At 66.5% G+C, this 26,247-nt stretch carries 25 protein-coding genes and 1 pseudogene; 10 read left to right on the top strand and 16 right to left on the bottom strand.

Going from position 1 to position 26,247, the window contains the following annotated elements; translation table 11 throughout:
* The first annotated feature begins 3 nt into the window (after nt 1–3).
* Entirely contained in the window at nt 4–1,494 is a 1,491-nt protein-coding gene (locus A5782_RS11525) for an FAD-dependent oxidoreductase (protein WP_067099719.1), read from the top strand.
* A 13-nt stretch (nt 1,495–1,507) separates the two neighbouring features.
* Here the strand turns inward: A5782_RS11525 and A5782_RS11530 are convergent, their stop codons facing one another.
* Nucleotides 1,508–2,551 carry a bifunctional 2-polyprenyl-6-hydroxyphenol methylase/3-demethylubiquinol 3-O-methyltransferase UbiG gene (locus tag A5782_RS11530; protein WP_067099518.1) on the bottom strand — a complete coding sequence of 348 codons (1,044 nt, stop codon included), beginning with the start codon at nt 2,549–2,551 and terminating at the stop codon, nt 1,508–1,510.
* Nucleotides 2,552–2,611: 60 nt separating this feature from the next.
* The gene (locus A5782_RS11535; protein ID WP_067099520.1) at nt 2,612–3,784 is read right to left on the bottom strand and encodes a glycosyltransferase; all 1,173 of its coding nucleotides are present in this window, start codon (nt 3,782–3,784) and stop codon (nt 2,612–2,614) included.
* Nucleotides 3,785–4,248: 464 nt separating this feature from the next.
* On the opposite strand from A5782_RS11535, the gene A5782_RS11540 reads away from it, so the two are divergent.
* From A5782_RS11540 to A5782_RS11550, 3 genes are all read left to right on the top strand, one after another.
* Nucleotides 4,249–5,634, top strand: coding sequence for a PPE domain-containing protein (locus A5782_RS11540; protein WP_067099523.1), 1,386 nt, complete (start codon nt 4,249–4,251; stop codon nt 5,632–5,634).
* Between the two features lie 136 nt (nt 5,635–5,770).
* Nucleotides 5,771–6,544: a C39 family peptidase gene (locus A5782_RS11545; protein WP_067099525.1), complete on the top strand. Its 774-nt coding sequence runs from the start codon at nt 5,771–5,773 to the stop codon at nt 6,542–6,544.
* A 61-nt stretch (nt 6,545–6,605) separates the two neighbouring features.
* A complete protein-coding gene (locus A5782_RS11550) occupies nt 6,606–7,451 on the top strand; it encodes an MOSC domain-containing protein (protein WP_067099527.1) in 846 nt (281 codons plus the stop codon).
* 43 nt (nt 7,452–7,494) lie between these two features.
* On the opposite strand, the gene A5782_RS11555 is transcribed toward A5782_RS11550, so the two are convergent.
* The 8 genes and pseudogenes from A5782_RS11555 to A5782_RS11585 form a co-directional block, all read right to left on the bottom strand.
* The gene (locus A5782_RS11555) at nt 7,495–7,746 is read right to left on the bottom strand and encodes a hypothetical protein (protein WP_067099529.1); all 252 of its coding nucleotides are present in this window, start codon (nt 7,744–7,746) and stop codon (nt 7,495–7,497) included.
* Nucleotides 7,743–7,958, bottom strand: a complete 216-nt coding sequence (locus tag A5782_RS11560) for a DUF3072 domain-containing protein (protein WP_067099531.1) — start codon at nt 7,956–7,958, stop codon at nt 7,743–7,745. The genes A5782_RS11555 and A5782_RS11560 overlap by 4 nt, the downstream gene beginning before the upstream one ends.
* A 54-nt stretch (nt 7,959–8,012) precedes the next feature.
* Nucleotides 8,013–8,261 (bottom strand): DUF6480 family protein, encoded by a 249-nt coding sequence (locus A5782_RS25445; protein WP_082942878.1) that lies wholly within the window; start codon nt 8,259–8,261, stop codon nt 8,013–8,015.
* The gene (locus tag A5782_RS11565) at nt 8,236–9,471 is read right to left on the bottom strand and encodes a zinc-dependent alcohol dehydrogenase (RefSeq protein ID WP_067099533.1); all 1,236 of its coding nucleotides are present in this window, start codon (nt 9,469–9,471) and stop codon (nt 8,236–8,238) included. Before A5782_RS11565 ends, A5782_RS25445 begins: the two co-directional genes overlap by 26 nt.
* A gap of 14 nt (nt 9,472–9,485) precedes the next feature.
* Nucleotides 9,486–9,974, bottom strand: a complete 489-nt coding sequence (locus A5782_RS11570; RefSeq protein ID WP_067099535.1) for a hypothetical protein — start codon at nt 9,972–9,974, stop codon at nt 9,486–9,488.
* Between the two features lie 206 nt (nt 9,975–10,180).
* Nucleotides 10,181–10,435, bottom strand: coding sequence for a hypothetical protein (locus A5782_RS11575; RefSeq protein WP_067099537.1), 255 nt, complete (start codon nt 10,433–10,435; stop codon nt 10,181–10,183).
* Nucleotides 10,436–10,566: 131 nt separating this feature from the next.
* A pseudogene (locus tag A5782_RS11580) lies at nt 10,567–10,719 on the bottom strand (IMP dehydrogenase); the annotation flags it as partial.
* Nucleotides 10,720–10,782: 63 nt separating this feature from the next.
* On the bottom strand, nt 10,783–11,331 hold the full coding sequence (locus A5782_RS11585; RefSeq protein ID WP_067099541.1) for a thioredoxin family protein: 549 nt from the start codon (nt 11,329–11,331) through the stop codon (nt 10,783–10,785).
* 228 nt (nt 11,332–11,559) lie between these two features.
* Between A5782_RS11585 and A5782_RS11590 the strand changes: the two genes are divergently transcribed.
* A complete protein-coding gene (locus A5782_RS11590) occupies nt 11,560–12,117 on the top strand; it encodes a CsbD family protein (RefSeq protein ID WP_067099543.1) in 558 nt (185 codons plus the stop codon).
* Nucleotides 12,118–12,143: 26 nt separating this feature from the next.
* The gene (locus A5782_RS11595; RefSeq protein WP_067099545.1) at nt 12,144–12,818 is read left to right on the top strand and encodes an IF2 family translation initiation factor; all 675 of its coding nucleotides are present in this window, start codon (nt 12,144–12,146) and stop codon (nt 12,816–12,818) included.
* 6 nt (nt 12,819–12,824) lie between these two features.
* Here A5782_RS11595 and A5782_RS11600 read toward each other — a convergent pair whose 3' ends face one another.
* The 4 genes from A5782_RS11600 to A5782_RS11615 all read right to left on the bottom strand — a co-directional run bounded on the left by A5782_RS11600 (nt 12,825) and on the right by A5782_RS11615 (nt 16,590).
* On the bottom strand, nt 12,825–13,487 hold the full coding sequence (locus A5782_RS11600; protein ID WP_067099547.1) for a cutinase family protein: 663 nt from the start codon (nt 13,485–13,487) through the stop codon (nt 12,825–12,827).
* 190 nt (nt 13,488–13,677) lie between these two features.
* A complete protein-coding gene (locus A5782_RS11605; protein WP_067099549.1) occupies nt 13,678–14,451 on the bottom strand; it encodes an enoyl-CoA hydratase/isomerase family protein in 774 nt (257 codons plus the stop codon).
* 59 nt (nt 14,452–14,510) lie between these two features.
* Nucleotides 14,511–15,533: a YihY/virulence factor BrkB family protein gene (locus tag A5782_RS11610; protein ID WP_067099551.1), complete on the bottom strand. Its 1,023-nt coding sequence runs from the start codon at nt 15,531–15,533 to the stop codon at nt 14,511–14,513.
* Between the two features lie 73 nt (nt 15,534–15,606).
* A complete protein-coding gene (locus tag A5782_RS11615) occupies nt 15,607–16,590 on the bottom strand; it encodes a GGDEF domain-containing protein (protein WP_067099721.1) in 984 nt (327 codons plus the stop codon).
* 172 nt (nt 16,591–16,762) lie between these two features.
* Here A5782_RS11615 and hrpA point away from each other — a divergent pair, with 172 nt between their 5' ends.
* The 3 genes from hrpA (at nt 16,763) to A5782_RS11630 (ending at nt 23,418) form a co-directional block, all read left to right on the top strand.
* Complete coding sequence (gene hrpA, locus A5782_RS11620) at nt 16,763–20,716, top strand: ATP-dependent RNA helicase HrpA (RefSeq protein ID WP_067099553.1); 3,954 nt, start codon at nt 16,763–16,765, stop codon at nt 20,714–20,716.
* A gap of 127 nt (nt 20,717–20,843) precedes the next feature.
* Nucleotides 20,844–22,346, top strand: coding sequence for an FAD-dependent monooxygenase (locus tag A5782_RS11625; protein WP_369815617.1), 1,503 nt, complete (start codon nt 20,844–20,846; stop codon nt 22,344–22,346).
* Between the two features lie 94 nt (nt 22,347–22,440).
* Nucleotides 22,441–23,418, top strand: coding sequence for a hypothetical protein (locus A5782_RS11630; RefSeq protein WP_067099725.1), 978 nt, complete (start codon nt 22,441–22,443; stop codon nt 23,416–23,418).
* A 30-nt stretch (nt 23,419–23,448) separates the two neighbouring features.
* Here A5782_RS11630 and A5782_RS11635 read toward each other — a convergent pair whose 3' ends face one another.
* Entirely contained in the window at nt 23,449–23,631 is a 183-nt protein-coding gene (locus A5782_RS11635) for a hypothetical protein (RefSeq protein WP_067099555.1), read from the bottom strand.
* Nucleotides 23,632–23,765: 134 nt separating this feature from the next.
* On the opposite strand from A5782_RS11635, the gene zwf reads away from it, so the two are divergent.
* Complete coding sequence (zwf, locus tag A5782_RS11640) at nt 23,766–25,265, top strand: glucose-6-phosphate dehydrogenase (RefSeq protein WP_067099557.1); 1,500 nt, start codon at nt 23,766–23,768, stop codon at nt 25,263–25,265.
* A 31-nt stretch (nt 25,266–25,296) separates the two neighbouring features.
* On the opposite strand, the gene A5782_RS11645 is transcribed toward zwf, so the two are convergent.
* Nucleotides 25,297–26,220, bottom strand: a complete 924-nt coding sequence (locus A5782_RS11645) for a class I SAM-dependent methyltransferase (protein WP_067099559.1) — start codon at nt 26,218–26,220, stop codon at nt 25,297–25,299.
* Nucleotides 26,221–26,247: the final 27 nt, after the last annotated feature.

Genomic DNA, 26,247 nt, shown 5'->3' on the forward strand with positions numbered 1-26,247 from the left:
TGGATGACAGAAAGAACCGAGCAGCCGTGGACTGCAAGCCAGCTTGACCCAGGCTCGGGGTCCGCCGATGTCATCGTCGTGGGCGCCGGCATCACCGGCCTGATGACGGCGGTCCTGCTGGCCCGTGCCGGCAAGGACGTGCTGGTGCTGGAGGCGCGCACGGTCGGGGCCTGCGCGACCGGAAACACCACCGCCAAAATCAGTCTGCTGCAAGGCAGTCAGCTCTCCAAGGTGCTACCACGGCATGGACGTGACACGGCGCGCGCGTACGTGGACGGCAACCGCGAAGGCCAGGAGTGGGTGCTGGGTTACTGCGAGGCGAACGGCGTGGCTGTGCAGCGCGAGGATGCCTACACCTATGCCCAGTCCGTGCGGGGCGTTCCGTCGGCGCGCGCCGAGCTCGCGGCCTGTCAGGCGGCGGGCCTGCCGGCGGTGTGGGACGACAACGCCGACGTGCCGTTTGCCTATCACGGCGGTGTGCGGCTCGCCGACCAGGCGCAGTTCGACCCGATGCCATTCCTCGACTCGTTGGTGGTCGAGCTGCTCGGCCGCGGTGGACGGCTGGTCGAGCACACCCGGGTGCGGCGGGTCTCCTCGCGCGGCAAAAAGGTGCGCGTGCACGTCAACGACGCCGCGCAGCGAGACGTCGAACTTCAGGCCGGCCAGCTGGTGCTTGCCACCGGGATCCCGATCCTGGATCGCGGCGGTTATTTCGCGCGGGTGAAGCCCAGCAGGTCCTACTGCCTGGCCTTCAAGGTTCCGGGCAACATCACCCGCCCGATGATGATCTCCACCGACTCGCCGACCCGTTCGGTGCGGTACGCCCCTGTCGCGGATGGGGAGAGGCTGATCGTGGGCGGGGCCGGCCATACCGTAGGCCGCGAGAAGAGTCCGTCCCAGGCGCTGGACGAGTTGTCGACGTGGACGCGCAAGCACTACCCGGGTGCTGTGCAGACCCACTTCTGGTCGGCGCAGGACTACACGCCCATTGACCATCTGCCGTACGTGGGCCCCCTCTTGCCGAACAGCGAAAGCATCTTTGTCGCAACGGGTTTCAATAAGTGGGGCATGACCAACGGGGCGGCCGCGGCGCTGGCGCTGTCAAGCCGCATGCTGGGCGGACGGATGGATTGGGCCCGCGCGTTCGCCAGCTGGAGCCCGCACGAGCTGTCGGGCCTGACGACTGCTCTGCAGGCCAACCTCGAGGTCGGCTTCAACCTGACGAAGGGTTGGATCACCCCCGCGATACGGACCCACCGCCGCAGCCCCGTCGACGATGAAGGTGGCGTGGTGAGCGGTCCGCCGTGGCATCTCGAGGCACGCTGCCGTGTCGACGGGACCGAGCACCGCGTCTCGCCCGTGTGCCCGCATCTGGGCGGGATCGTGAACTGGAACGACGCGGACAAGGCGTGGGAGTGTCCGCTGCACGGGTCGCGGTTCGCGCCCGACGGCACCTTGCTGGAAGGACCGGCGACTCGCGATCTGACCGCGTAGACCTGGGCCGGATTCATCCCACCTTGTGAAAGACAAGCCAGCGCAACTCGATCGGGCAGTCGTCACGTTTGACGTCGAATACATCGAGGCCGCTGGCCCATCCTTCGAACCATGCCGTGGGCGGCCAGGCGTCCGAAGGTAATCGCGCCTTCTCGTACTCGTAGGCGGAGTCGTCGGCCATCGGCTCGAGAGGCAGGCCGGCCGCCGCGGCGGTCACCTCGTCGCGGGTGAAGATCATGCTGTTGCACTGCTGACTGAATTGCACCGCGACGTCTTCCGGAACGTAGCCGTCGCGCGCCAGGAAGGTGTTGAAAACCAAACGCCCACCTTGTGCCAGGCAATCGGTGGCCAGTTCGAACATGCCGCGCAACTCGTGCGTCGTCCGGAAGTCGGACACCACCTCCGAGAGCACCATGAGCTGATACTGCTCGCGCACGCCCTCCATGGCCGTGAAGACGTCGCTTTGAATGACGTTCACGCGCAAGGATTCACCGGCGGCTTCGGCAACAATCACCTCCGCGAACTTCGCGGTCATCTCGACGGCGTCGACCGGATGTCCACGCCGGGCCAGGGCCAGTGCATTGCGTCCGGTTCCCGCGCCGACGTCCAACACCCGATAGACCGACGGATCGGCCGCCTCTGCCGCCAGGGCCAGCACGCGTGCGTCCGGCTCGGTGCCGAACAGCGGTGCTGGGCGGACCGCTACCCACTGCTCGTAGTCGGCCTCGACGGTGCGCCAATCGGCTTGGACCCGGAAATTGACGTCCGCCCCGAATGGAGCGTGATACGAGATGAGGACGTCCGAACGAGGAGAGGCCTTGAAGGCCTTCGCCAACTCGACTTCCAGGGCGGCCCGCAACTGTGCGGAGTGTTCGGGGGTGTACCACACGCCCAGGGTGGCGCAGACGTTGCCGCACAACTGGACGTACTCGTCGATCAGGCCAGGCACCGCCGGCACCCTGATATGGCCCTCGGCCGACAATCGCCGATACATCCGGCGGATCATCGCTTCGCGCAACATCAACGGGTCGAACGAGCTATCCGGCAGATCCTGCACCAGAACCTTTTACACGACCGGCGGCCTTTACACCACCGCTCGGATGACCTGGCGGTCCGGCTACGCTCCGCGGGCGGCGCCGTCGAGAAGGTCGGCCGCCGCGCCGATGCTTTCGTCGGATTTGGTCATTTGGATGGCGACCTCCCTGGCTCGGCTGAGGTAATGCGCAGAACGCACCGAGCGCAGGTCGGCTACCAGCGAGTCCAGGGTCGAGGCCGAGAACGCCCGCCCCACGCCGACGCCCAGCCTGCTGACCGCCTCGGCCCAGATCGGTTGATCGAGCCAGAGCCAGAGAATCAACATGGGCACACCCGCGCGCATGCCCGCGGCGGTGGTACCGGCGCCACCGTGGTGCACGATCACGCGGCAGGTCGGAAATACGGCGGCGTGATTCACCGACTCCACGATCTTCACGTGGTCGGCGGGCGGAATACGGGTGAAATCGTTTGGGCCGCTGCAAATCAACGCCCGCTCGCCTATCTGCGTGCAGGCAGCGCTGATCACGGCGACCGTCTCGGCCGGGGAGGTGACGGGCGTGCTGCCAAATCCGAAGTAGATCGGCGGCGTCCCGTCGGCAATCCAGGACAACACCTCGTCGTCGGCATCGGCCGGCATTCCGAGGGTCAGCGAACCGACGAAGGGCCGTCGGTATCCCGACCCGGCCCATTGTTTTGCCAGTTCGGGCGCCCACAGCTCGTCGTAGGTCTGAATCTCGAGCGCTGGTTGCGTCGACGGCCCGGCGTTGTCGGGCAGACCGAGCGATCGACGCTGCGCACCTTCGGCCGCGCTGGTGACGTCCGACTGCAGCCGGCCAAGCTCCAAGGTGTCGGCGGGAAAGAAGTGCAGCGCGGCCAGCGGTATGCCGAAATGTTCCGCGACGTTGGCGGCGAGCCGCTGCTCGTTCATGCCGGCCACCAGCAGGTCGGCACCCGCCGCCAGCGAGACCAGCGTCTCGCTCTTACCGGTCCACACCTTGGTGACCCGCTCGACGACTTGCGGCAACGCGCCCATCGGGTTTTGCACATTGCGGACGAAATTGGTCGCCACGTTGATCTGCTCGCGGGTGTCGGGTCCGTAGGCGATCGCCGCCAGCCCCGCCCACTCGGCCAAGTCGAGCTTGTCGGGCGGCACCGCGATCACGACGTCGTGTCCTCGGCAGTGCAGCTCGCGGGCAACGGCAACGCAGGGTTCGACGTCGCCGCGGCTGCCGTAGGCGGCCAGCACAATTTTCATCAACAGACCTCACTCGCGGGGATGCCACAAATCCAAGCAGACCCGACGCCGCCAGACTCGGTGGACGTGCGATCGCCCCCTTGACCACAGCTTTTGCGGGCGCCCACCCGGCGAACATCGGCCCGAGGCGGTGAACGTATCCTGCCGCATCCCGTTGAGAGACCGCTGAGCGCGATTTGCGCAATACGAGCAGAACCCTTGCGAGTTTCCCCGTCATGTACAGGTAACCTATCGTTAACCCACGGCAACAATTTCGCTGTATTCGTTGACGTGGGGGCACCTGCAAACGCGTGAGGCCGGTCCGCTAGCACTGGGGACGGTCTTATTCGGGCGTCTTCGTTCGCGGCACTGGCAGCACCCGGAGGGATTGCGATTTGTTTGCTGCTCGGTTGGCTATCCCCATACGACGCGCATCGGTGCCGTCAGTGCCCACGCGGCCTTGAAAGCGATCGGAGGAGAACGACATGGACTTCGCAGTACTACCGCCGGAGGTTAACTCCGCGCGGATGTACGCCGGTCCGGGGTCGGCACCGATGCTGGCCGCAGCGATGGCCTGGGATGAATTGGCCGCCGCGCTGCAATCGACAGCGAACTCGTATCAGGCCGAGATCACGGCCCTGACCTCCGGTCCGTGGGTTGGTCCGTCGTCGGCGTCCATGGTCGCGGCGATCACCCCCTACCTGGAGTGGATGCGGACCACCGGCGCCCAGGCCGAAGAAGCCGCCAACCAGGCCAGAACCGCGGCCTTCGCCTACGAGACGGCATTCGCCGAGACGGTGCCGCCCCCGGTCATCACGGCCAACCGCACCCAACTGGCGGCCCTGGTCGCGACCAACGTCCTCGGGCAGAACACGCCGGCGATCGCCACGACCGAGACCGAGTATGCCGAGATGTGGGCGCGAGACACCGCGGCGATGTTCGGCTACGCGGGTTCTACGGCTGCGGCGACACGGCTGACGCCGTTCGCCCAACCGGATCAGACCACCACCTCCGACGCCGCGCAATCGGACGCGGTGACCCAGGCCACCGGCACCGCGGCCGGCAGCACGCGCAATGCCGTGGCGCAGCAATCGTTCTCCGCGGTGCCCAACTTGTTGAACAGCGCGGCGCTGGCGCCGAATGCGGCGCCCCTCGCCCCGACGTCGGCGACGGACCTGCTGGGCCTGGAGAGCGACCTCATCGCCATCTTCCTCGACGCGCCGGCCAGCGTCGCCGGACTCGGCATCGACGCGCCGGGCACGTTAGTCGCTCTCCCATTCGACGTGGCCGGCGCGCTGACCGGTTTCCACACCGACGACATTGTCAGCGGCTGGGCCGGGGTGCAGTCCTGGCCAGGAATGGGCGCGGTGCCGCCATCGCCGTTCCCGGTCATCACGAACCCGGCGGGCGGATTCGGATCGTTGATGTCGGCGGGTCTGGGCCAGGCGAACACCGTCGGCGGCCTCTCAGTGCCGCCGGGCTGGACGGCGGCCGCGCCGGCAATTCGCCCGGCCGCCTTGGTCCTTCCGACCACCACCGCCGGCGCCGCGGCGGAAGCCGCAGCCGCGGCCGCTCCCAGCGGCACCGGCAGTTTGTTCGGCCAGATGGCCGCTGCGAGCATGGCCGGGCGCGCAATGGCCGGTACCGGTGGCGCCCTCGGTCGCGAGCGGGCCCGGGCCGCCGATACCGTCAAGGCGACGCGCGAGCCGACGAAGGAGCAGGCGAACGAGCCGGCACCGCCGCAGGTTGCGCCGGGGGGACCGATCACGAGCATCGCCGCCGAACTGCGTGAACTGGCATCGCTGCGCGACGCGGGGATTTTGACGCAGCAGGAATTCGAAGAGCAGAAAAAGCGCCTGCTCCCAAGCTGATCCAGGCGCAGATGCTGTGCGTACGCCAGCTGGTCCGCGCCAGCACAACGGTTCACGGATTATTCGGCCGCGCGGCGCACCGCGGTGCTACCGTTTGCTGGCCATTCGACACCTCGACGGGATCCCGGTAGCCCTCATGTTCATGTTCCGGCTCGCCTCCGCGGCCCGTATCGCCGCGACGGGCGCTGTGATCGGTCTGGCCGGTGTGCCGCTGGTCTCGTGCGGCTCCGCCCCACCGGCGACCACGGCGGCTACCACTTCGTTGACCAAAGTCGTTGCCGCACAGGATAGTCCGTCTCCTGCGCGTGGGGCCGGTCCGGCGACAACGACCGCCCCCGGGATGTACGGAAACCCCGCCGCCGCGGCGAAGTACTGGGTGGCGCAGTCGCTCGAGGACAACTGCGGACTCGTGTCGGTCGCCGACGTGGTGGGACAAGTCAGCGGCAACGCACCGAGCGAACGGCAGATGCTGGACCTGGCGGAGTCGACGCCGTCGGGGGCCAATCCCGGGCCGATCTACGCGCCGCGGAACGACCCGAGCCACTCCGGGCCGAATGGCGGCATCTCGATGTCCGACCTGGTCATACTCCTCGACCACTTCGGTATCAAATCGGAGATGACCACTACGTCCGATCGGGATCAGAACGGGCTGCCCATCCTCGAGCAATACCTGACGCAAGACCGCAAGGTCATCGCGTTCGTCAACTCCTCGGTGATCTTGAACGCCGACGACCAGCGCACCAAGGCCGACCACTTCCTGGTCGTGACGGGCATCGACACCGGCAAAGACATCGTTCATCTCAACGACCCGGGTATCGACCATGCCGACGAACAGGTCAGCTTCACCAGCTTCATGACGGCTTGGCAGACCAGCGACCAGTCCATCGTCGTCACCGCGGCGCCCGCCTGATCACTGGTAACGCCAGGCGGTTTCGGGCACAGTGTGCAGTAATACCGAGTAAAGGTGCCCAATGGAGAAGTCGACCGTCCCCAATGATCCTGGTGCCGTGCAGATGCGGGTGCAGGCGTTACTTCGGTACCCGGTGAAGTCGATGCTCGGCGAAACCCTCGATTGCCTGCCGGTCGACGAGCGTGGTGCCGAGGGCGATCGGCGCCTGGCACTTGTCGACGGTGACACCGGACATGTGGCGAGCGCCAAGAATCCCCGGCTATGGCGTGATCTCTTGACGTGCACCGCCCATGCGGACGCGCAGGGCGTGCGCATCAGCCTGCCCGATGGGACCGACGTGGCCGCCGATGATCCCGGCGTCGACGAGCTGATCTCGCGGCTGACGGGACGGCGGGTCCGGCTGGTCGCCCAACGCCCCGACGGCGCGACATTAGTGCGCCCCGATCCGGAGCAATTGCTCGATCTCGGCCTCGACGCCGAGGTCAGTGGCCGCATTTTGCGGATCGCCGCGGCCACCCCGGGCGAGTCGTTCACCGACGAAGCCCCGTTGCATGCGATCACGACGTCCACCCTCGAGCACATCGGTGTGGAGGCGCTGCGCTACCGCCCGAATGTGGTGATCACGACGCCGCCGGGCTACCCGCCGTATGCCGAAAACGACTGGGTCGGCGGCGGAATCGCCATCGGCGAGGCGCGGTTGCGGGTCCTTACGGCCACGTCACGCTGCGTGGTCCCCACGCTCGAGCACGGGCCGCTGCCCCGCGCTCCCCAGGCTCTTCGCATACCCGCGGCCGAAAACCGTTTGGACACAGGCGGTCACGGGAAACAGCCGTGCGCGGGGGTCTACCTCGCGGTGGTGACCAAGGGAGTCATCCGGGTCGGTGACCGCGTCGCCGTCGGGCCATAGACGTTCTGCTCCCGGCGACAAGCAGTGCGGCAGCGCGACGGCATCAGCCACCCAGATTGCGCAGCGCCGTGTCGAGTTCTTCGGCTTGCTCGGCCAACTCGCGGTCGGACAACTCTGCGTGTCCGACACGCTGCACCAATTCCTGGCGCGTCGCAACTTGCAGGGCGCCCCGGTATTCGGCCGAGTTCAGATCCGCCGGTGCGACGACTGCGGCATGCCCCTGGATCACCACCAGCGCTGTGTCCGCGTCCTGGCTGGCGAGCAAGCGCCGCACGTCGTCGGCACCGATGGTCACGAGCCGCCCCGCCCGGTTCGTTGTTGCAGCTCGTCGATCAAGCTGGAGGCCTGGGCCTTGGTCAGATTGTCGGGGATCTTTTCGCCCGCCTCCTGCGCCAGCGTGTTCAGGTAGCTGCGCTGCGGACCGGTCATGGGCTCGTCCCCGGTCACCCACTGGGACCGGTCCTTCTCCGGATTCTCCTGTGGCGCCTGCGCCGCATCGTCGACCATGCACTTGGCTATGCCCGCTACCGCGCCCATGTAATCAGAAGGCGACGTAAAAGATTAGCCGGCCGCGCCAGTCATCTTCATCACCAGAAACACCGCCACCGCGACGAACGCCACGACGAAGAGGCAGACGGCGACCACCGTGAGCACGGAACTGGGAGCGAATCGGCGGGTGTTCGGCGGTTGCGGCGCAGATACGCCCGATGTTTGGGGCGCCGCCGGGGGAGTGGCACCCGGTGCGGTACCCCCACCTGGCTCGAGTCCGGGTGTCTGTGCCGGATCAGGATCGGGAGGTTGCGCGGTCATGATTGACACCGGCCCTTTCGTCGCGGGCGGCGCCGGAGACATTCGGTCGCATCGCCACCCGAATGCAGTTGTCCTTCTTGTTCTTGAACAGGTCGTAGGCCCGGACGCCGTCCTCCAGCGACACATCGTGGGTGATCAGTTTGGCCGGGTCCAGATCGCCCTGCTCGACGTAATCGAAAAGCCGGGTTATGTAGCGTTGTCCGTGTTGCTGAGCCGTTTTCAGGGTCAGGCCCTTGTTGGTCAATACGCCCGTCGGGAACTTGTCGGTCAAGCCGTAGACCCCGAGCACCGACACCACTCCACCCTTGCGGCAAGCCAGGATCGCCTGGCGCAACGCGGTGGCGCGATCGGTCTCCATTCGCAGCGCTTGCTTGGCCCGGTCGTAGAGTTGCTGCACGCCGGTACCGTGACCCTCCATGCCGACCGCGTCGATGCAGGCGTCGGGTCCCCGGCCGCCGGTCATCTCCCTGAGCGTCTCGTGCACGCTGTCGACCGCCTTGTAGTCGATGGTTTCCAGGCCAAACTCCTTGCGCGCCAGCGTTAGCCGCTCCGGAATACGGTCGATGACAATAGCCCGCTCGGCGCCCAATAGCAGGGCGCTGCGGGCGGCCATCAACCCAACGCCGCCGGCGCCCCAGACCGCGACGGTGTCGCCACCGGCGATGTCGCAGAAATCGGCACCCATGAAGCCGGTGGGCACCGCGTCGGACAGGAACAGCGCCTGCTCGTCGGTGATATCGCCGGGTATCGCGAAGCAGTTGGCGTCGGCGAAGGGCACCCGGACGTATTGGGCGTGTGAACCCGCGTAGCCGCCAAACGGATGCGTGTACCCGTAGATACCGCCGGACGGGTACCCCAGCAACGGCTGTTGCAGTTCGGCATTGGGATTCGTTGTGTCGCAGCACGAATACAACTCGTGATCGCAGTACCAGCACCTGTTGCATGCGATGAAGGAGGGCACCACGACCCGGTCGCCCACCCTGGTGTCACGTACCTCCGGACCCGTCTCCGCCACCACACCCATGAATTCGTGGCCGAACACGTCGCCGGCCCGCATACCCGGCAGATACCCGTCGATGAAGTGCAAGTCCGAGCCGCACGTCGTGGTGAGCCGGACTTCGACGATCACGTCGTGCGGGTTCAGGATCTTCGGGTCGTCGACCGTCTCCACGGATAGGTCGTTCACGCCGTTCCAGCACAGTGCGCGCATGCTCAGCCTTTCACTTACCGCGCGGATTTCCGCGCGCTCGGGTTGGAGCGGATGGTCGGCACCTCGCCGGTCTGCATCAATGCGCGCAGCCGGTGAAGGATTTTGAAGGCCGCTGCGCCGGACAACAGCGCAGGCGCGGGCGCCTTGACGCGCAGCGTGACCTCGGTGCCAAGCTCATGCGGGGCGGGCCGATACTTGACGACGATTTCGTTGCCATTGCCGACGAAGCGAACTCCACCGGGGTCGGCGACCAGCCTGGACTCCCACGCCACCCGGGGTTCTGCGAACATTCGCCAGCGATAGCGATCCCGTCCGTCGGCGTCGATTTCCGCGATGTCGCCGAGCACCACCGACAATTGGTCGGGATCGCGCCAGAACTGCTCAATCCGCTCGACCGGGCACGCGACGGTGACCGTTTGGGCCTTGGCCTGCCGGGACGGCAGGTCGATCACCTTGTTCAGCGCGCCCAGCACTTGGCTTTTTGCGGACCCCAGATAGCTCACCGCGTGCTCCCTCCGTCGGGGCATTGCGGTACCCGCCCACGGGTCACCCAAACCGGCCGCGCAGTAGCAGCTTGCATCGCGCCGACGGGCGCCATGCGCGATCCAGCGTTGGGTCTTCCGCGATGAAGGTCAGACGGCGTGCCAGTCAGTCGTCGAAAGGGCTGTCGCCCAAGACGTTCCGGACGGGCACGTGCTGGGCGACGATTTTAGTTCTCGGCGTTCGGCGTGGGACTCTGCGCAGACTCCCACTTGGCCTCGAGCGACCGTGTCACCCTGGTGCCGGCGGGCAGGTCGAGCTGAAAGGTTTCACCGCCGTCGGTCTCGAACGTGATCAGATACCCCGCCTCGCTGGGGTCCTTGAAAACCACTTTGTACGGCTGCTCGCCCGAGCCGCGGTCCACGGCGATGATGTCGCCAGGGGTGACGTCGTCGATCAGGTTGTTGCCGGAGACTTTGGACATATGCTCGACGTTAGCCGAAAAGACGCGGCCACCGTCCGGGCGGCGGTCTCAGTGACCGACCTCACCTAGGGCTGCAGGAAAGCCTTGATGGCACGGCGCTCATCCATGGCCCGGTAGGCCTCGGCGACCTGGACGGGGTTGATCCCGCGATAGTCCCAAAGATCTGAACCGCACACACAGGTCGCGGCGGTGCGGATGATCGCGTCGGTGGGGGCGACGATCTCGGGCTCCGGCAGGTCTTCGAATCGGACATCACCGGCGCCGTAGATGACAGCTCCTCGCATAACGTCTCCCTCTCGAGGTAGTCGCCCCGACCGCTACCCGAAACCGATGCCTTTAACCGCGCCTCACCGCCATTTGATGCCGCATCCGATCGATGGACGCTGTTCGGGATTCACCGGTCGCCCGGCCAGTACCGCGTCGACCGCAGCGCGGACGTCCGCGGCCGTGACAGGTCGGCCGTTGCCGGGTCGCGAATCATCAAGCTGGCCGCGGTAGACCAATCGACGTTGACCGTCGAAAACGAAGGTGTCGGGGGTGCACGCGGCCGAGAAGGCGCGGGCGATGTCTTGGGTTTCGTCGTACAGGTACGGGAACGTCCAGCCATGGTCACGGGCCTCCGCGACCATGTGATCAGGTCCGTCCTGCGGGTAGGTGACCACGTCATTGCTCGAAATGCCCACCATCGCAACGCCTTGCTCGGCGAGGTCGCGACCGAGCGCTGCAAGCCCGTCGGCGACGTGCTTGACGTAGGGGCAGTGGTTGCAGATGAAGGTGACGACCAGGGCGGGACCCGTCAGGTCGTCGCGACTGAGCGTGCGGCCGGTGGCCGGTTCGGGCAGCGCGAAGGCCGGTGCCACAGTACCGAGGGCGAGCATGGTGGACTCGATGGCCATGCCGGCCAGGGTATCGCCATTTCGCTCGTTCGCGCACTAGACGTGACCTTGAGGGCGAAACATGCGGCGGCACTTGTCAGTTCATGGCAATCGGACCCCGGCTTCAAATTTTCTCCGACCGCGCCGACGAGTGACCCAGCACACGTCCATGTTTGAGCGGCGCAGCGCGTGGAATCACACATGTTGGCACGAACGAACGTTCTTGGCCAACCCTCAAGGAGTATTTCGATGAGTGAGCACAACAAGGCCGACGAAGCGCGCAGGGGCCTGATCGATTCGGTCAAAGGCAAAGCCAAAGAGGTCGTCGGCGCTGTTACGGGCAACGAATCGCTGACCGCCGAGGGACAACTCGAGCAGACCCAGGCGCATGAACGCAAAGAAGCGAATGCGACCGAGGCCGTTGCCGAAGCCCAGGTCAAGCAGGCACAAGAGGACGCGGCCGAAGCCAGGGTCGACGGCGCCCGACAACGCCTGGCGGCGAACGCTGCGGCCGTGGCCGCCGAGGATTCGATCGAGGCGCGAGAGGCCGCGCAGAAGCGCGCGGCCGACCAGGCGGCACATCAGCAGGCGACTGCCGCAAAGACCCAGGCCGAGCTGGACGCCCAGCGCGAGATACAACGGGCGAAGGCCGAAGAGCGCGCCGAAATCCGCGAGGCGTCCGAGGAGGTCATCGACGCCGTGGCCGAACACCAGACCTCGGTTCAGGTGGCCCGCAACGACGAGTCGGAGGCCGACCGCCTGCGACGCCATGCCCAGAACGTGACCGACGAAGCCGACCTGCCCTGACGGCGGGTCTCACCCAGGAGAAGTTGATGAAAATTTCCGAAGTCCCGTTGGCAGTTCTCCGCTTCCACTACCAACTCGCCCGATTCCCGCTGCAGCTGATCGAGGATCGCGTCGTCAACCGCATCCCCACGGAAGCGCCCGCGCGACTGCTGTACGAGCGCTCGCTCGGCATGCTCGACACCACCGTCGGGAATGCGCTCGGCGACACGGCCATCGTCGAACGGGGGGCCGCCCTGGTCGAACGCAGCGATGCACTGGGCCGTGCGGCTCAACTGGACGCGAAAGCCGCCAGCAGGAAACAACAGGCGGATGCGAAGCTCAAGGGCGCCCGCGACGAGGCGATCCAGGAGCGACAGGAAGCGCAGGCGGCCACCCAACAGGAAGCCAAAGAGGCGCGCATCACCGCTGAGCAGCGCAAACGAGAAGCAGCGCAGTCGGCGCAGCAGCGCAGTGCCGCGGCGAAGCAGCGCGCCGACGAGGCGGCCGCCAAGCAGAAGCGGACCGTCGAGTCAGCCAAGCGCCAGGTGGAAAACAGGACTCAAGCGGCCGAGAAGGCTGCGGCCAAGGCTTCCGCGGCCAAGCGCGATGATGCCGAGGACAAGCTCGGCGAGGCCGCCGGCAAGCGTGCCGAAGCGGATCGTGTCGCGGAGCTGGCGGCTGCCGAGAAGCGGCAGCGGCAAGAGGAGCGGGCGAACGACTGAGCTGTCTCAGGTTTGTGACGAGCCTTGGTTGATCTTGGTGGCCGCAAACGTCGCGGCCTGGGCGGTCATGCCGGCGTCGATGTAGGAAACGTGCGCCATGATGTTGCCGCCGCCAGAGCAGATCGGATCGTCGGGCGCGCAGATGCTGGTGACCTTGGAGCCATACGCCGGATTGATCGTCGGTAGCGGTTGACCGCCCCACAGCATGCTGGAGAACTGACTGGTGGGCTCGCCGAAGAGGGCGACGGCGGCGACGTGGTCTGCCACCGAGGCCGGCATCGCGTTGGTGGCCAGGTCGATCACCGTCGAGCCCTGGGAGTAGCCGCCGAGCACGATCCTGGAGTTCGGGCAGCTGGCGACGACGTTCTGGACGTGCGCGCTTGCGTCATTGGCTCCGGCGTTTGCGCTGTTGTGGTAGTCGTCGTTGGCGGGGTAATTGACCGCGTAGACATCGACGGACTTACCACCGAGCTGCGACGTCAGCGAGTCGACGAAGGCCTGTCCGATGTTGCCGAGACCGGGCTCCTGGTGGGTGCCCCGGGCGAAAACCACCGAGACGTCCGAGCAGGGATCGGCAGTTGCGGTAGGGCTGCCCAGGGGTGCACTCAGCAGCGCCCACCCCGTCGCAACCGAGATACCAACCAAGCCGGCAAGTCTGCGTGCACTCATGCCGAGATCCTGTCATATCGCCGGTCACGGTTATCCCGGCGGTTGACGCTGGGGCACCCCGACGTGCGGTAGCAGACGAATCATGTTGCAGCCCAGCAATAACGTTTCATGAGCCGGTGGTTCGGATGCGAAATAGGGCTCGGACCGGTCGGCCGCCACCCCTGCGTTCGGACGCCGGCCGCCGCGACGGTCACCGGCCGCGCCACTGCGGTTTGCGCTTCTCGGCCCAGGCGCGTAGCCCTTCGGCGACGTCTTCGGTTGCGCCGGCCACCTTGCGCATGGTCTCCCCGAAGCGCACGGACTCGATCCAGCCCATGTCCGCGGTCCGCCACGCCACCTCTTTGGTCGCCCGTTGGGCCAGCGGCGCGGCCTCGGTGAGTGTGCGGGCCCAGGCCTGGGCTTCGGCCTGCAGCTGGTCGGGCTCGACCAGCTTCCAGACCAGACCGATTTCTTTGGCCCGCTGGGCGCTCATCGGCTTTCCGGTCAACAGCAACTCCATGGCGTTGGCCCAGCCCACCCGATGCGGGAGCCGAATGGCTCCGACGATGGTGGGCACCCCGATCGATACCTCGGGAAAGCAGAACGTGGCCTCGGTGCTGGCGATGACGAAGTCACAGAACAGCACACCGGTAACCCCGTAGCCGATACAGGGACCGTGCACGGCGGCGATGGTCGGCTTGAACAATTCCATGCCGGATTCGAACGAATTGATGGTGGGCTTCTCCCAGAACGTGCCGCCGAAGGTGCCGACCGAGCCTTCGCCGTCCTTGAGGTCGCCGCCGGCGCAGAAGACGCTGCCGTTGGCCGTCAGGATCCCGACCCACGCGTCCAGATCGTCGCGGAAGCGATCCCAGGCGGCATTGAGGTCCTGGCGAAGCGCGCCGTCGATGGCGTTGCGCGCCTCGGGGCGGTTCAGGGTGATGGTGGCAACGTGGTCTTGCAGCTCATAGGTGACCAGACTCATGACAGCAGACTATTGCGCCGGGCCCATGACCTTGCCAAAAGCCGGAAACAATCCCTGTTTCACGGCGTGCGCGGCCGGTGAAAATCATGCCTTGCCGCAAGGCGCCCAACGGTTTTCGCGGGCCATCGCCTGACCTCGTCGAAATGCACGCTGACCCGCTCGAAGGCTTTGACCCGTTCGGCTTTGACCTTTTTCGTGTAAGTCCGCCGATCCGCCACCGTCAAATCCGCGTCGTCGCTGAATGCGCCGAGCAAGGCGCGCGGATAGAGCCGCTCCACCAGGACGACGTTCACCTCGGCGCACATCACCAGCGCCACCGACGCGAGGAACAGAAACGCCAACGCCCCCAAAACCAGAGCGAAGACACTGTTGGTGGCGCTGGCCCTCTTCACGGTATGCGCGACATAGCCGGCCCCGAACCACTGCAGCATCTGCCAAATGAACGCTGCGGCAACCGCTCCCGGCAACACCTGCCGATATGTCAGCGCCCGCGCGGTCGTCACCCGGAAGGCGACCAGGCAGATCATTGCATTGATCGCCACCGCGGCCAGTGCGAGACCGATCTTGCTCAAGACGCCAAATGCCCCGGTGGCGTGGCCCGCCGCGGCCAACACGGTGGCCGCGATGGCGGCCGAGCCGAGCACCAACAGCAACAGCAAGCTGCGCAGACGAGATCGAATCGGATTGGGGCGCTTGTGCTTCGGCACCGCCCACACCGTGTCCATCGCGTTCTGCAGCGCCTGTCCCACGCCCAGACCGCCGTAGAGCGCGCCGAGCAGGCCCACGATCACGCCCACCGCGCCACCGCTGAGGCCCTGGGGGTGGTGCAGCTGGTCGCCGAGCACCGGGAACTGGCTCAAGGTGCTGTGCAGCACCTGTGCCTGCAGATCGGGCCGGCCGACCAGCACCACTCCCAGGCCGGTGGTCAACAGCAGCAGCAGCGGAAACAGCGACACCAGTCCGTAGTAGGTGATCAGGGCGGCGAGGTAACCGCCCTGATCGTCGTTGTATTTGTAGACGACACCGACGATCACGCCGACGACTCGATTCCGTCGCTGCAGCCTGTCCAGCCAGCCGACCATCGCCGATCACTTCCCCCGCAAGCCGGCATCCAATGCGATGCACCCGCCTCGTGATACCCGGATTCAGCTGGCGTCAACCGCGCGATGGCCGCAGGTCGGGGTCTCGTCTCTCACGCTTGACGCGGTACAGGTTCGCATCCGCGGCCGCGTACAGCGACGTGACGTCGGCGCTCTCACCGCTACGCGACGCGGTTCCGACGCTGGTGCCCGGCGTTTGCTCGCGAACGCCGGCAATGAACTTCTCCGCTTCGGCACCCGTCGGACCACGGTCGGCGATGCACACCGCGAACTCATCGCCGCCAAATCTGGCCAGAACGGCGCTGGCGGGAGCGACTTGTCGCCACAAAGCAGCACAACTGATCAGATGTTGGTCACCGGCGACATGGCCCTGGGCGTCGTTGAGACTTTTGAAGTTGTCGATGTCCATCGCGATGACGGTGACGGTGATGGCATCCGAACGGGATCGGGCCAACAGGTCCGCGGTGGCGATCTCCCACCCCGCACGGTTGAGCAGCCCCGTGAGTGGATCGGTGCACGCCGCCGCGACCAGGGCGCGCGTCAGCAACCCGAAAGACTCAGCGGCTCCGATGATCGCGATCACGAAAATGACGTAGTCGATCCATAACTTAGGCGTGGGCGCGAGCGCAAGGGCCACCACGGACAGGCCTGTGAGGACGGCGACCAGGGTCGCGCCGCGGCGTGGCGAGTAAAACGCGCGCAGGTACATCGCCAGGAACATCGGCGCGATCAGGCAGACGAACTCGGCGATGATCACCCGATGGAACGCCATCACGATGGGAGTGGCCACCATCGCCGCTACCGTCGCGGGCGCGGGTTTGTCGGGTAGGGCGGCCAGCCAGACCAGCGCCGCGAAACCGAGGCCGACCGCAACGATTCCCCCGGCCGGATTCGACAAGGTCAGCCCCGAACGGATCGGGAACAAGGTGAACACCACGCCGTAGGCGTACAGAAACGTGGTGGCTCCGAAGAAGATTCGTAGCATCCGCGCCTGTTGCGTGCGGTAGAAGACGCTCCCCGCATCGGCGCGCAACCGCAATCGATATCGGCGAGTGTCGCGGCCGACGTCTGGGCCACCGAAGCTATGGCGCATCCCGTCAAATCTCCTCGTCAACCCCCGTGATGGCGACGTGCGGCAAATTGCGGCATTGCCATTTTGACACTACGTTGATCCCGCGGCGTCACCGACACCTCGCGGCTGGCGCTGCCAGATGACGCCTATCGTTGCAGCAGTGGCCGAACCGTCCATCCCAACGTCTGAGGCGCAGTTGCGCAAACGCCTTGACGGTCTGGCCATCCGCGACGCCGCCCGCATCGGACGGCGCCTGAAAAACTTGCGTGGCGCCCCGCCGGAGAAACTGCGGCAATTGTCCGACCAGATCGCGGCGGCGGAAGCGATCGTCACTGCCCGCCGAGCCGCCGTCCCCACAATCACCTACCCCGACCTTCCGGTCAGCGCGCGGCGGCAGGAAATCGCCGACGCGATACGGGCGAACCAGGTGGTGGTGATCGCCGGGGAGACCGGGTCGGGGAAGACCACCCAGCTCCCCAAGATCTGTCTCGATGCCGGCCGCGGTATCCGCGGAACCGTCGGGCACACCCAGCCCCGCCGGCTGGCGGCCCGCACCGTCGCGCAGCGCATCGCCGACGAACTGGGCAGCCCACTCGGCGACACCGTCGGCTATACCGTGCGGTTCACCGACCAGGTCAGCGACCGCACGCTGATCAAGCTGATGACCGACGGCATCCTGCTCGCCGAGGTCCAGCGCGACCGCCGCCTGCTGCGCTATGACACGCTGATCCTCGACGAGGCCCACGAGCGCAGCCTGAACATCGATTTCCTGCTCGGTTACCTGCGCGAGTTGCTGCCCCGCCGCCCCGATCTGAAGGTGATCATCACCTCGGCCACCATCGAGCCGCAACGCTTCGCGGCGCACTTCGACAACGCGCCGATCATCGAGGTGTCCGGGCGGACATATCCGGTTGAGGTGCGCTACCGGCCCCTTGAGGTTGCGCTGCCTTCCGCATCCGGCGACGATCCCGACGACCCCGACCACGAGATCGCGCGTACCGAGACCCGCGACGAAATCGAGGCGATCGCCGACGCCATCGGTGAACTCGCGGCCGAGCCGCCGGGGGACGTCCTCGTCTTCCTCTCGGGAGAACGCGAGATCCGCGACACCGCAGAGGCTTTGAATTCTTTGACGGGCGGCCCAGGCTCCACCGAGGTGCTTCCGCTGTACGCCCGGCTACCCACCGCCGAACAACAGAAGGTGTTCGCGCCCCATCCGGGGCGCCGCGTGGTCCTGGCCACCAACGTCGCGGAAACGTCGTTGACCGTGCCCGGGATCCGCTACGTCATCGACCCGGGCAACGCCCGCATTTCGCGCTACAGCCGGCGCTTGAAGGTGCAGCGGCTGCCGATCGAGCCCGTCTCCCAGGCGTCCGCCGAGCAGCGGGCCGGCCGCTGCGGCCGGGTCGCGCCCGGCGTGTGCATCCGGCTCTACTCCGAGCAGGACTTCGCGGCCCGGCCGCGCTACACCGACCCCGAGATACTGCGGACGAACCTTGCCGCCGTGCTGTTGCAGATGGCGGCCTTGCGGCTCGGCGACATCGAAGAGTTCCCCTTCCTCGATCCGCCGGACCGGCGCAATGTCCGCGATGGGGTGCAGCTGCTGCAGGAATTGGGCGCGTTCGACGAACACGGCGCGATCACCGACCTCGGCCGCCGCCTCGCGCGACTGCCCGTCGATCCGAGGCTGGGCCGGATGATTCTGCAGGCACAGACCGAGGGATGCGTGCGTGAGACGCTGGTGTTGGCCGCGGCGCTGACGATCCCGGACCCGCGGGAACGGCCGAGTGACCGCGAGGAGGCGGCCCGGGCAAAGCATGCCCGTTTCGCCGACGAGCACTCCGACTTCATGTCCTATCTCAACCTGTGGCGCTATCTGCGTGAGCAGCGGACGTCATTATCCGGCAACGCATTTCGACGAATGTGTCGTTCGGAGTTCCTGCACTATCTGCGCATCCGCGAATGGCAGGACTTGGTCGGGCAGCTGCGCAGCATCGCCCGCGACCTGGGAATCGTCGAAGACGTCCAGTCTGATCAGCCGGCCGATCCGGCGCGGGTGCACGCGGCGCTACTTGCCGGGCTGCTGTCGCATGTGGGGATGCGCCGCGAGGACACCCGCGAGTATCTCGGCGCGCGCAACTCGCATTTCGTGTTGGCGCCCGGCTCGGCGCTCACCAAACGGCCACCGCGCTGGGTCGTCGTGGCGGAGCTGGTCGAGACCAGCCGACTATATGGGCGGACCGCTGCCCGCATCCAGCCCGAGGTCGCGGAGCGGGTCGGCGGTGATCTGGTGCAGCGCACCTACACCGAAGCGCACTGGGACGCCGAGCGCGGCGAGGTAATGGCCTTCGAGCGGGTGACGCTGTACGGGCTGCCGCTCGTTGCGCGCCGCCGCGTCGGATACGCACGCATCGAGCCGGTGGTGGCCCGGGAGTTGTTCATCCGCCACGCGCTGGTCGAGGGACAGTGGCACACCCGCCATCACTTCTTCGGTGATAACGCGCGGCTGCGGACCGAACTCGAGGAGCTGGAGGAGCGGGCCCGCCGCCGCGACCTGCTGGTCACCGACGACGACATCTACGCGCTCTACGACGCCCGCATTCCCGCCGATGTCGTCTCCGCACGGCACTTCGACGCCTGGTGGAAAAAGCAGCGCCACAAGACGCCGGACCTGCTCACCTTCACTCGCGCCGACCTGCTACGCACCGACGAGACCGCCGACGCAGATCGGCCCGACACCTGGCGGACGGGCGATGTGGCCCTGCCGCTGACCTACCGGTTCGACCCCGGCGCCGCCGACGACGGGGTCACCGTGCACGTGCCTATCGACGTGCTGGCACGCTTGGGCGGCGATGAGTTCGCCTGGCAGGTGCCGGCGCTGCGCGACGAGCTGGTGACCGCGCTCATCCGGTCGCTGCCGAAGGACTTGCGCCGCAACTTCGTTCCCGCCCCCGACACGGCCCGTGCGGTGCTGGCGGCAGTCGACGCGGCCGGTGAGCCACTGCTGCCGGCACTGCAACGCGAGTTACGCCGTCGCACCGGCATTTTGGTTCCCCTCGACGCCTTCGACCTGAACAAGCTGCCACCGCATCTGCGAGTGACGTTCGCGGTCGAGTCCCGCGACGGGGCCGAGGTGGCCCGCGGCAAGGATCTGCGGCTACTGCAGGAAAGGCTCACGGCGCCCGCCCGCCGGGCCGTCGCCCATGCGGTCGCGGGTGATCTGGAGCGAACCGGGTTGCGCGGCTGGCCCGAGGACCTCGACGAACTGGCGCGGGTCGTCGAACGCACGGTTGACGGACGCACCGTGCGGGGCTTTCCCGCCTTCGTCGACGCGGGCGGCAGCGTCGACCTTCGTGTGTTCGCCACGTCGGCCGAGCAGGACCAGACGATGCGAGCCGGCATCCGGCGGTTGGTGCGGCTCAGTGTCGCGTCACCGGTCAAAGCCATTGCTCGCCAACTCGATCCACGCACCCGACTGGTTCTCGGCACCAACCCGGACGGCGACCTTCCGGCGCTGTTGGAAGACTGCGCCCACGCCGCGATCGACGCGCTCGTGACGGCGCCGGTGTGGACCCGCGCGGAATTCGTCGCGCTGCAACAGCGGGCAGGAAAGTCCCTGCCGGCCACCACCGTCGACATTGTGGGTCGCGTGGAGAAGGCGCTGGCCGCGGCTCAAGAGGTGCAACTCCTGGTGCCCGCAAATCCGCCGCCCGCGCAGGCCGATGCGCTCGCCGACATCCGTGCACAGTTGAACCGGCTGTTACCAGCCGGTTTCGTCACCGCCACCGGGACTGCGCACCTCGCCGATCTCACTCGCTATCTGCTCGGGATCCGTCGCCGCCTCGAGGGGTTGGCCCACGCGGTCCAGGCCGATCGGGAGCGCATGCAGCGGGTCCAAGCGGTACAGGACGCCTACGACGAGCTGTTGCATGAGCTTTCGCAGACGGCGAAGGCGGCCGCCCCCGTTCGGGATATCGCCCGGCAGATCGAGGAACTCAGGGTGAGCCTGTGGGCCCAGCAACTCGGCACGCCTCGCCCGGTCAGCGAGCAGCGGATCTACCGTGCCATGGACGCCGTGCGCGACGGCTTGTGATCGATGTTCCCCGCCACTTTCAACCTATAGCGCACATGGGGGCTTGCCGCAAGACCCCGGTGATGATGCAAAATCGCTGTCCTCAACCAGAATTCAAGCGAATCGGGGTGGTGAAGTGGGTGTTCCGGTGACATCGGTGAACTCGGATGCCGACATCGAGCATGCGGTGCTCATTGCCGGGGGCGGTCCGACGGGGCTGATGCTGGCGGGCGAACTGGGCCTGGCGGGCGTCGACGTGGCCATCGTCGAGCGCCGCACCAGCCAGGACCTGGTCGGAGCTCGGGCCGGCGGTCTGCATGCCCGCACCATCGAAGTTCTCGATCAGCGTGGCATCGCCGACCGATTCCTGTCCCGGGGGCAGGTGGCGCAGGTCGCCGGCTTCTCCCAGATCCGGCTGGACATCAGCGACTTTCCCACCCGGCACCCCTACGGACTCGCGCTGTGGCAGAACGAGATCGAACGCATCCTGGCCGACTGGGTCAGCGAGCTCGGCGTGCCGATCTACCGCGGCGAAGAGGTGGCGACCTTCGCGCAGGATGACAACGGCGTCGACGTCGGACTGTTCGATGGCCGGGCGATGCGGGGGCAGTACCTCGTGGGGTGCGACGGAGGACGCAGTGTCATCCGGAAAGGGGCCGGCATCGAATTTCCGGGATGGGATGCAACGACGAGCTATCTGCTCGCCGAGGTCGAAATGGATGTGGGCAGCGGGCAATCCCCGCAGTGGGGTATCCGCCACGATGCGCTCGGCGTTCATGCCCTGTCCATCGACGAAGAGAAGGGACGGGTGCGGGTCATGGTCACCGAGCGCCATCTTGGACCGGCCGCCGAACCCACGCCACACGAGCTCAGTGAGGCACTCGTCGCCGTATACGGGACCGACTACGGGATGCACAGTCCCACTTGGCTTTCCCGGTTCACCGACGCGGCGCGACAGGCCGCCGCCTATCGCCGCGGCCGGGTTCTGCTCGCCGGGGATGCGGCACACATCCATCACCCGGTGGGCGGGCAGGGTCTGAATACCGGCGTGCAGGATGCGGTGAATCTGGGCTGGAAACTGGGCCAGGTGGTCAACAAGACATCGCCCGAGAGCCTGCTCGACAGCTATCACACCGAGCGGCACCCCGTCGCCCGGCGCGTGCTGCGCAACGCGTTAGCGCAGATGGCGCTCCTTCGCCCCGACGAACGCACCAAAGCCCTGCGCGACACCATGTCCGAGCTTCTCGACATGGACGAACCTCGCACCTGCTTCGCCGCGATGATGTCTGGTTTGGATATCCGTTACGACTTGGGTGGGGGGCACCCGCTGGTGGGACGCCGCATGCCCGACCTGGACCTGGTCACCGCCGACGGTTCGCTGCGCGTGTTCGACCTCCTGCGAGGCGCCCGCCCGGTGCTGCTCAACTTCGGCGAGGCCGGCTGCATCGACATCGCGTTCTGGGCGGACCGGGTGCGGATGGTCGACGCGAAACGTGTTGACCAGTGGGTGCTTCCGGTGCTGGGCGAGGTGAGCGCGCCGGCCGCGGTGTTGATCCGGCCGGACGGACACGTCGCCTGGGTCGGCACCGGAACCGACCCGGCGCTGGGTGAGGCCCTCGGCATTTGGTTCGGGCCACCTGTCGCCACTTGAGGACGACGATGCGAGCACCGAAAAGGGTGACTTGTGTTGGCCGGTGCAGGGTGTAACGTGCGTGTTCGCTGTTCAAGAGCAGGAAGCACTCATCGTGGACATGGCAACCGACCAGCCGCCGACACCGCCCATGAATTGGGCCGAGGCCCAGCCCTTGCTCAGGCCGGTGCTGCGCCCGCAAAGCTACGTCAATCACTTGGTGAACACAGGTGCCCAGCCCTGGGTCCGCCCGGTGTTCCCCTTCATCAACGAGATGGTTGTGGTGGACCTGCCCACGGTGCGAGCCATGGTGACACCGGCGGAAACCGGCGCTTGGGGCATCACCGGTGATCAGGCCTTCGCCGTGGCCAGGGAGAACCTCTCCGCGCGTCAGCAGGCCTTCGAGCCGGGCGAGAAGTTCCTGTTGAAGGATGCGGACGGCGGCACCTATATCGATTCGATGATCTTGGCCACGGGTTGGCTGGGTTCGCTGGCGGTGGCGGGCGGGCCCCGCCCCCTGGTGTTTTTCCCGGGTGACGGCGTATTGCTGCTGGGCACCGATGCGCCCGACAACGCCGCGGACCTCTTCGAGGTCGCCGAGCAGATGTACCTCGATGCCGATCAGCCGATCTCGCCGCAGGGCTACACGATCGAGGGCACCATCATCGCGCCGTTCGATCAGGCCGGCCCGCACCCCCTGCGCGATTTGGCGTTGGGGGCTCGAACCCTCTTGGCCACAAAGGAATACAACCATCAGACTGAATTCTTGCGGGAGCACTATGAGCGCGAATTGTTCCCGCAATACGTCGGCGACGCGCAGATGATCGAAACGGCCTGGGGCCGGCGCACCACGGCGGTGTGGGGACAGGGCATCGCCTGGGAGCTGCCGCAGACCGATTACGTGACCTTTCTGGTCGGCGACCCGTCGAATGTGTCCGACAAGTTCACCGTGCCCTTCCCGACGGTCATCGACGCGGTGGGCATCCTGCCCGTGTCGGGAATCAATCCGGTTCGCTACCGGGCCAACGAGTGGCCGGCACCCGGGCTGCTGGCGACGCTGAAGGCGCACGCCATCGACCTACCGAGCGAATGACGTGTCCACCTGAGCCGGCCGGGCGACGCCTTAGTCCGGCGGCTCGTTGGCCGAGCCCCGGACAGTCGCTTGTTCCCGATCGCTGCGGTTGCCGGGGACGCCTTCGGCCTCGCTTTCCTCGGTAACCTTCTCCTCGAGCTGATCGACGATGTTTTCCAGCTCCTGAGCGCGGCTCAGCGGGTCTTTGTCGGGTTTGGTCATGTCGCTTTCCATTGGCCTGGGTGGGGACGGGAGCCCGGCCCCGGGAACCCGCTGCTATTCCATACCCGATCGAGCATTCGTTAACCAGGCCGGGCAGCCGCGAAACAGACGAGACACAGCGCCGCTGCGGTGGAAGTATCGCAAGAGTGGCTACCGAGAAACCTCAGACGATCTCCTACCCAGCTGCTGACGCCCGCCCGCGTCGCCACCACTCCGACCCGCTCGATCCGCACGTCATCGTCCTTTTCGGGGCGACGGGCGATCTGGCGAAACGCAAACTGCTCCCCGGCCTGGCGTACTTGAATCAGTCCGAGTTGGCGCCCGACATCCAAATCATCGCGACATCGCTGGAAGACATCGGCAGCGACGAATTCCGCGAGCTCGCCAAGAAGGCGATCGACGAGTTCGGCTCGCACCAGCTCACGCCCGAGCAGTGGGCCAGCTTCGCAAAAATCATCTGTTACGTGCCGCAGGGCGCGGGACCGGAAGCCCTCGCCGAGGCAGTCGCCGAAGCCGAAGACAATCTGGGCCCCAATGTGCGGCGGCTGCATTACCTGTCGGTCCCCCCTAAAGCGGCGCGCGACGTCATCACCATGCTGCGCGACGCGAAGCTCGTCGAGCGCTCCCGGGTGGTGATGGAGAAGCCCTTCGGCACCGACCTGGCCAGCGCGGTGGCGCTGAACGACTTCGTGCACGAAACCTTCGAGGAATCCCAGATTTTCCGTATCGACCACTTCTTGGGGAAGGAAGCCGCGCAGAACATCTTGGCGTTCCGATTCGCCAACGGCCTATTCGAGCCGATCTGGAACCGCAACTTCATCGACCATATTCAAATCGACATTCCCGAGGCTCTGGGACTGGATCAGCGGGCGAACTTTTACGAAGAGACCGGCGCATACAAGGACATGGTGGTGACCCACCTGTTCCAGGTGATGGCATTCACGGTGATGGAACCGCCGACCGCGCTCGAGCCGTTTGCCATCAGCGAGGAGAAGAACAAGGTCTTTCGGTCGATGCTGCCGGTCAAGCCCTCCAACGTGGTGCGCGGTCAGTACCAGGGATATCGCGACGAGGCCGGGGTGGCAAAAGATTCCGACACCGAGACATTCATCGCGCTCAAGGTGGGAATCGACAACTGGCGATGGGCCGGGGTGCCCATCTACCTGCGCACCGGCAAGAAGATGGCCGAAGGCATCCGCATCGTCTCGATCGCGTTCAAAGAGGCCCCGCGAACCATGTTCCCGCCCGGATCCGGGGTGGGCACCCAGGGCCCCGACCATCTCACGTTCGACCTTGCCGACAACTCGAAGGTTTCGCTGTCCTTCTACGGCAAGCGGCCCGGCCCCGGCATGAAGCTGGACAAGCTGTCCATGCAATTTTCCTCACAGGAGATCGACACCGTCGTGGACGTGCTGGAGGCCTACGAACGACTGATCCTCGATGCGATGCGGGGCGACCACACGCTGTTCAATACCGCGGAGGGCATCGAATCATTATGGGAGCGTTCGGAAGATCTCCTCACCGATCCGCCCCCCGCCAAGCTGTACCAGCCAGGCACGTGGGGCCCCAACGCCATTCACCAACTGATCGCACCCAATGCGTGGCGGCTGCCGTTCGAGCGGGGGTGGCGAGAAGCCAGGCGCTAGCGGAAGCGCTGGACCACCGAAACACCCGGGCTCAGCTCAATTCGGCGCTGAGGTAACTGATTGCGTGCCGGAATGCCTTGAGGACGTCGTTATCGGGCAGCACGAATCCGTAGTCGGCATAAACCTGTTCGGTGGGGTGGCGGGTGACGTTCCAGCCGGTGGCGGCCAGGTGCTCAGCGGCCGGGCGGCGCTCGCCGAGCCAGACCAGCTCGGCAACGTCGATGTCCAGTCCGTGCTGACGCCAGGTGCTGCGCATCGCCCGAGCCCGTTCGTCGGTGAATACGCTCATGTCGGTGATGTTCTCCGTGGCCAGGCGGCTGCCCGGAGCGCTGAGCGTGGTGATGTTGTCCAACAGCCGGTCCTGGGCGTCGGGAGGCAGATAGGGCAGCAGGCCCTCGGCGATCCAGGCGGTGGGGGAGTCGATGTCAAAGCCGCTGTCGCGCAGCGCCGTTGGCCAATCATCGCGAAGATCGATAGCGACGGTTCGTCGCTCGGCGGTCGGTTCGGCACCGATCTGGGCGAGCGTCTCGGTCTTGAAGGCGATGACCTCGGGCTGGTCGACCTCGAAAACCACGGTGCCCGAAGGCCACGACAACCGATAGGCCCGTGCGTCGAGCCCGGCGGCCAAGATGACGGCCTGCCGGATTCCCGTGGCGGTGGCGGCGCCGAAGAAATCGTCGAAAAACCTCGTCCGCACCGTCATCTGCTCGCGCCGCTGCTGCAGCGTCATCGGCATGTCGTCGGTGTCGAGAGGGATTTGCCCGTCCAGCATGCGGGTGAAGAAGGGGTGCCCAACCGCCCGCACCAACGGCTCGGCGAACCGGTCATCCAGCAGTGGGTCGGGCTCGCGGGACGCCAGCGCTCGGGAGGCCGCCACCATCGTCGCGGTCGCCCCCACGCTGGACGCCAGGTCCCAGCTGTCGCCCTCGCTACGCGCCGAGCCAAATGATGACATTCGCTTTCCCCTTCCGGGATCTACCCG

Origin of the sequence: Mycobacterium sp. 852002-40037_SCH5390672 (assembly GCF_001665875.1) — a bacterium.
In the GTDB taxonomy this organism is placed as follows: Bacteria; Actinomycetota; Actinomycetes; order Mycobacteriales; family Mycobacteriaceae; genus Mycobacterium.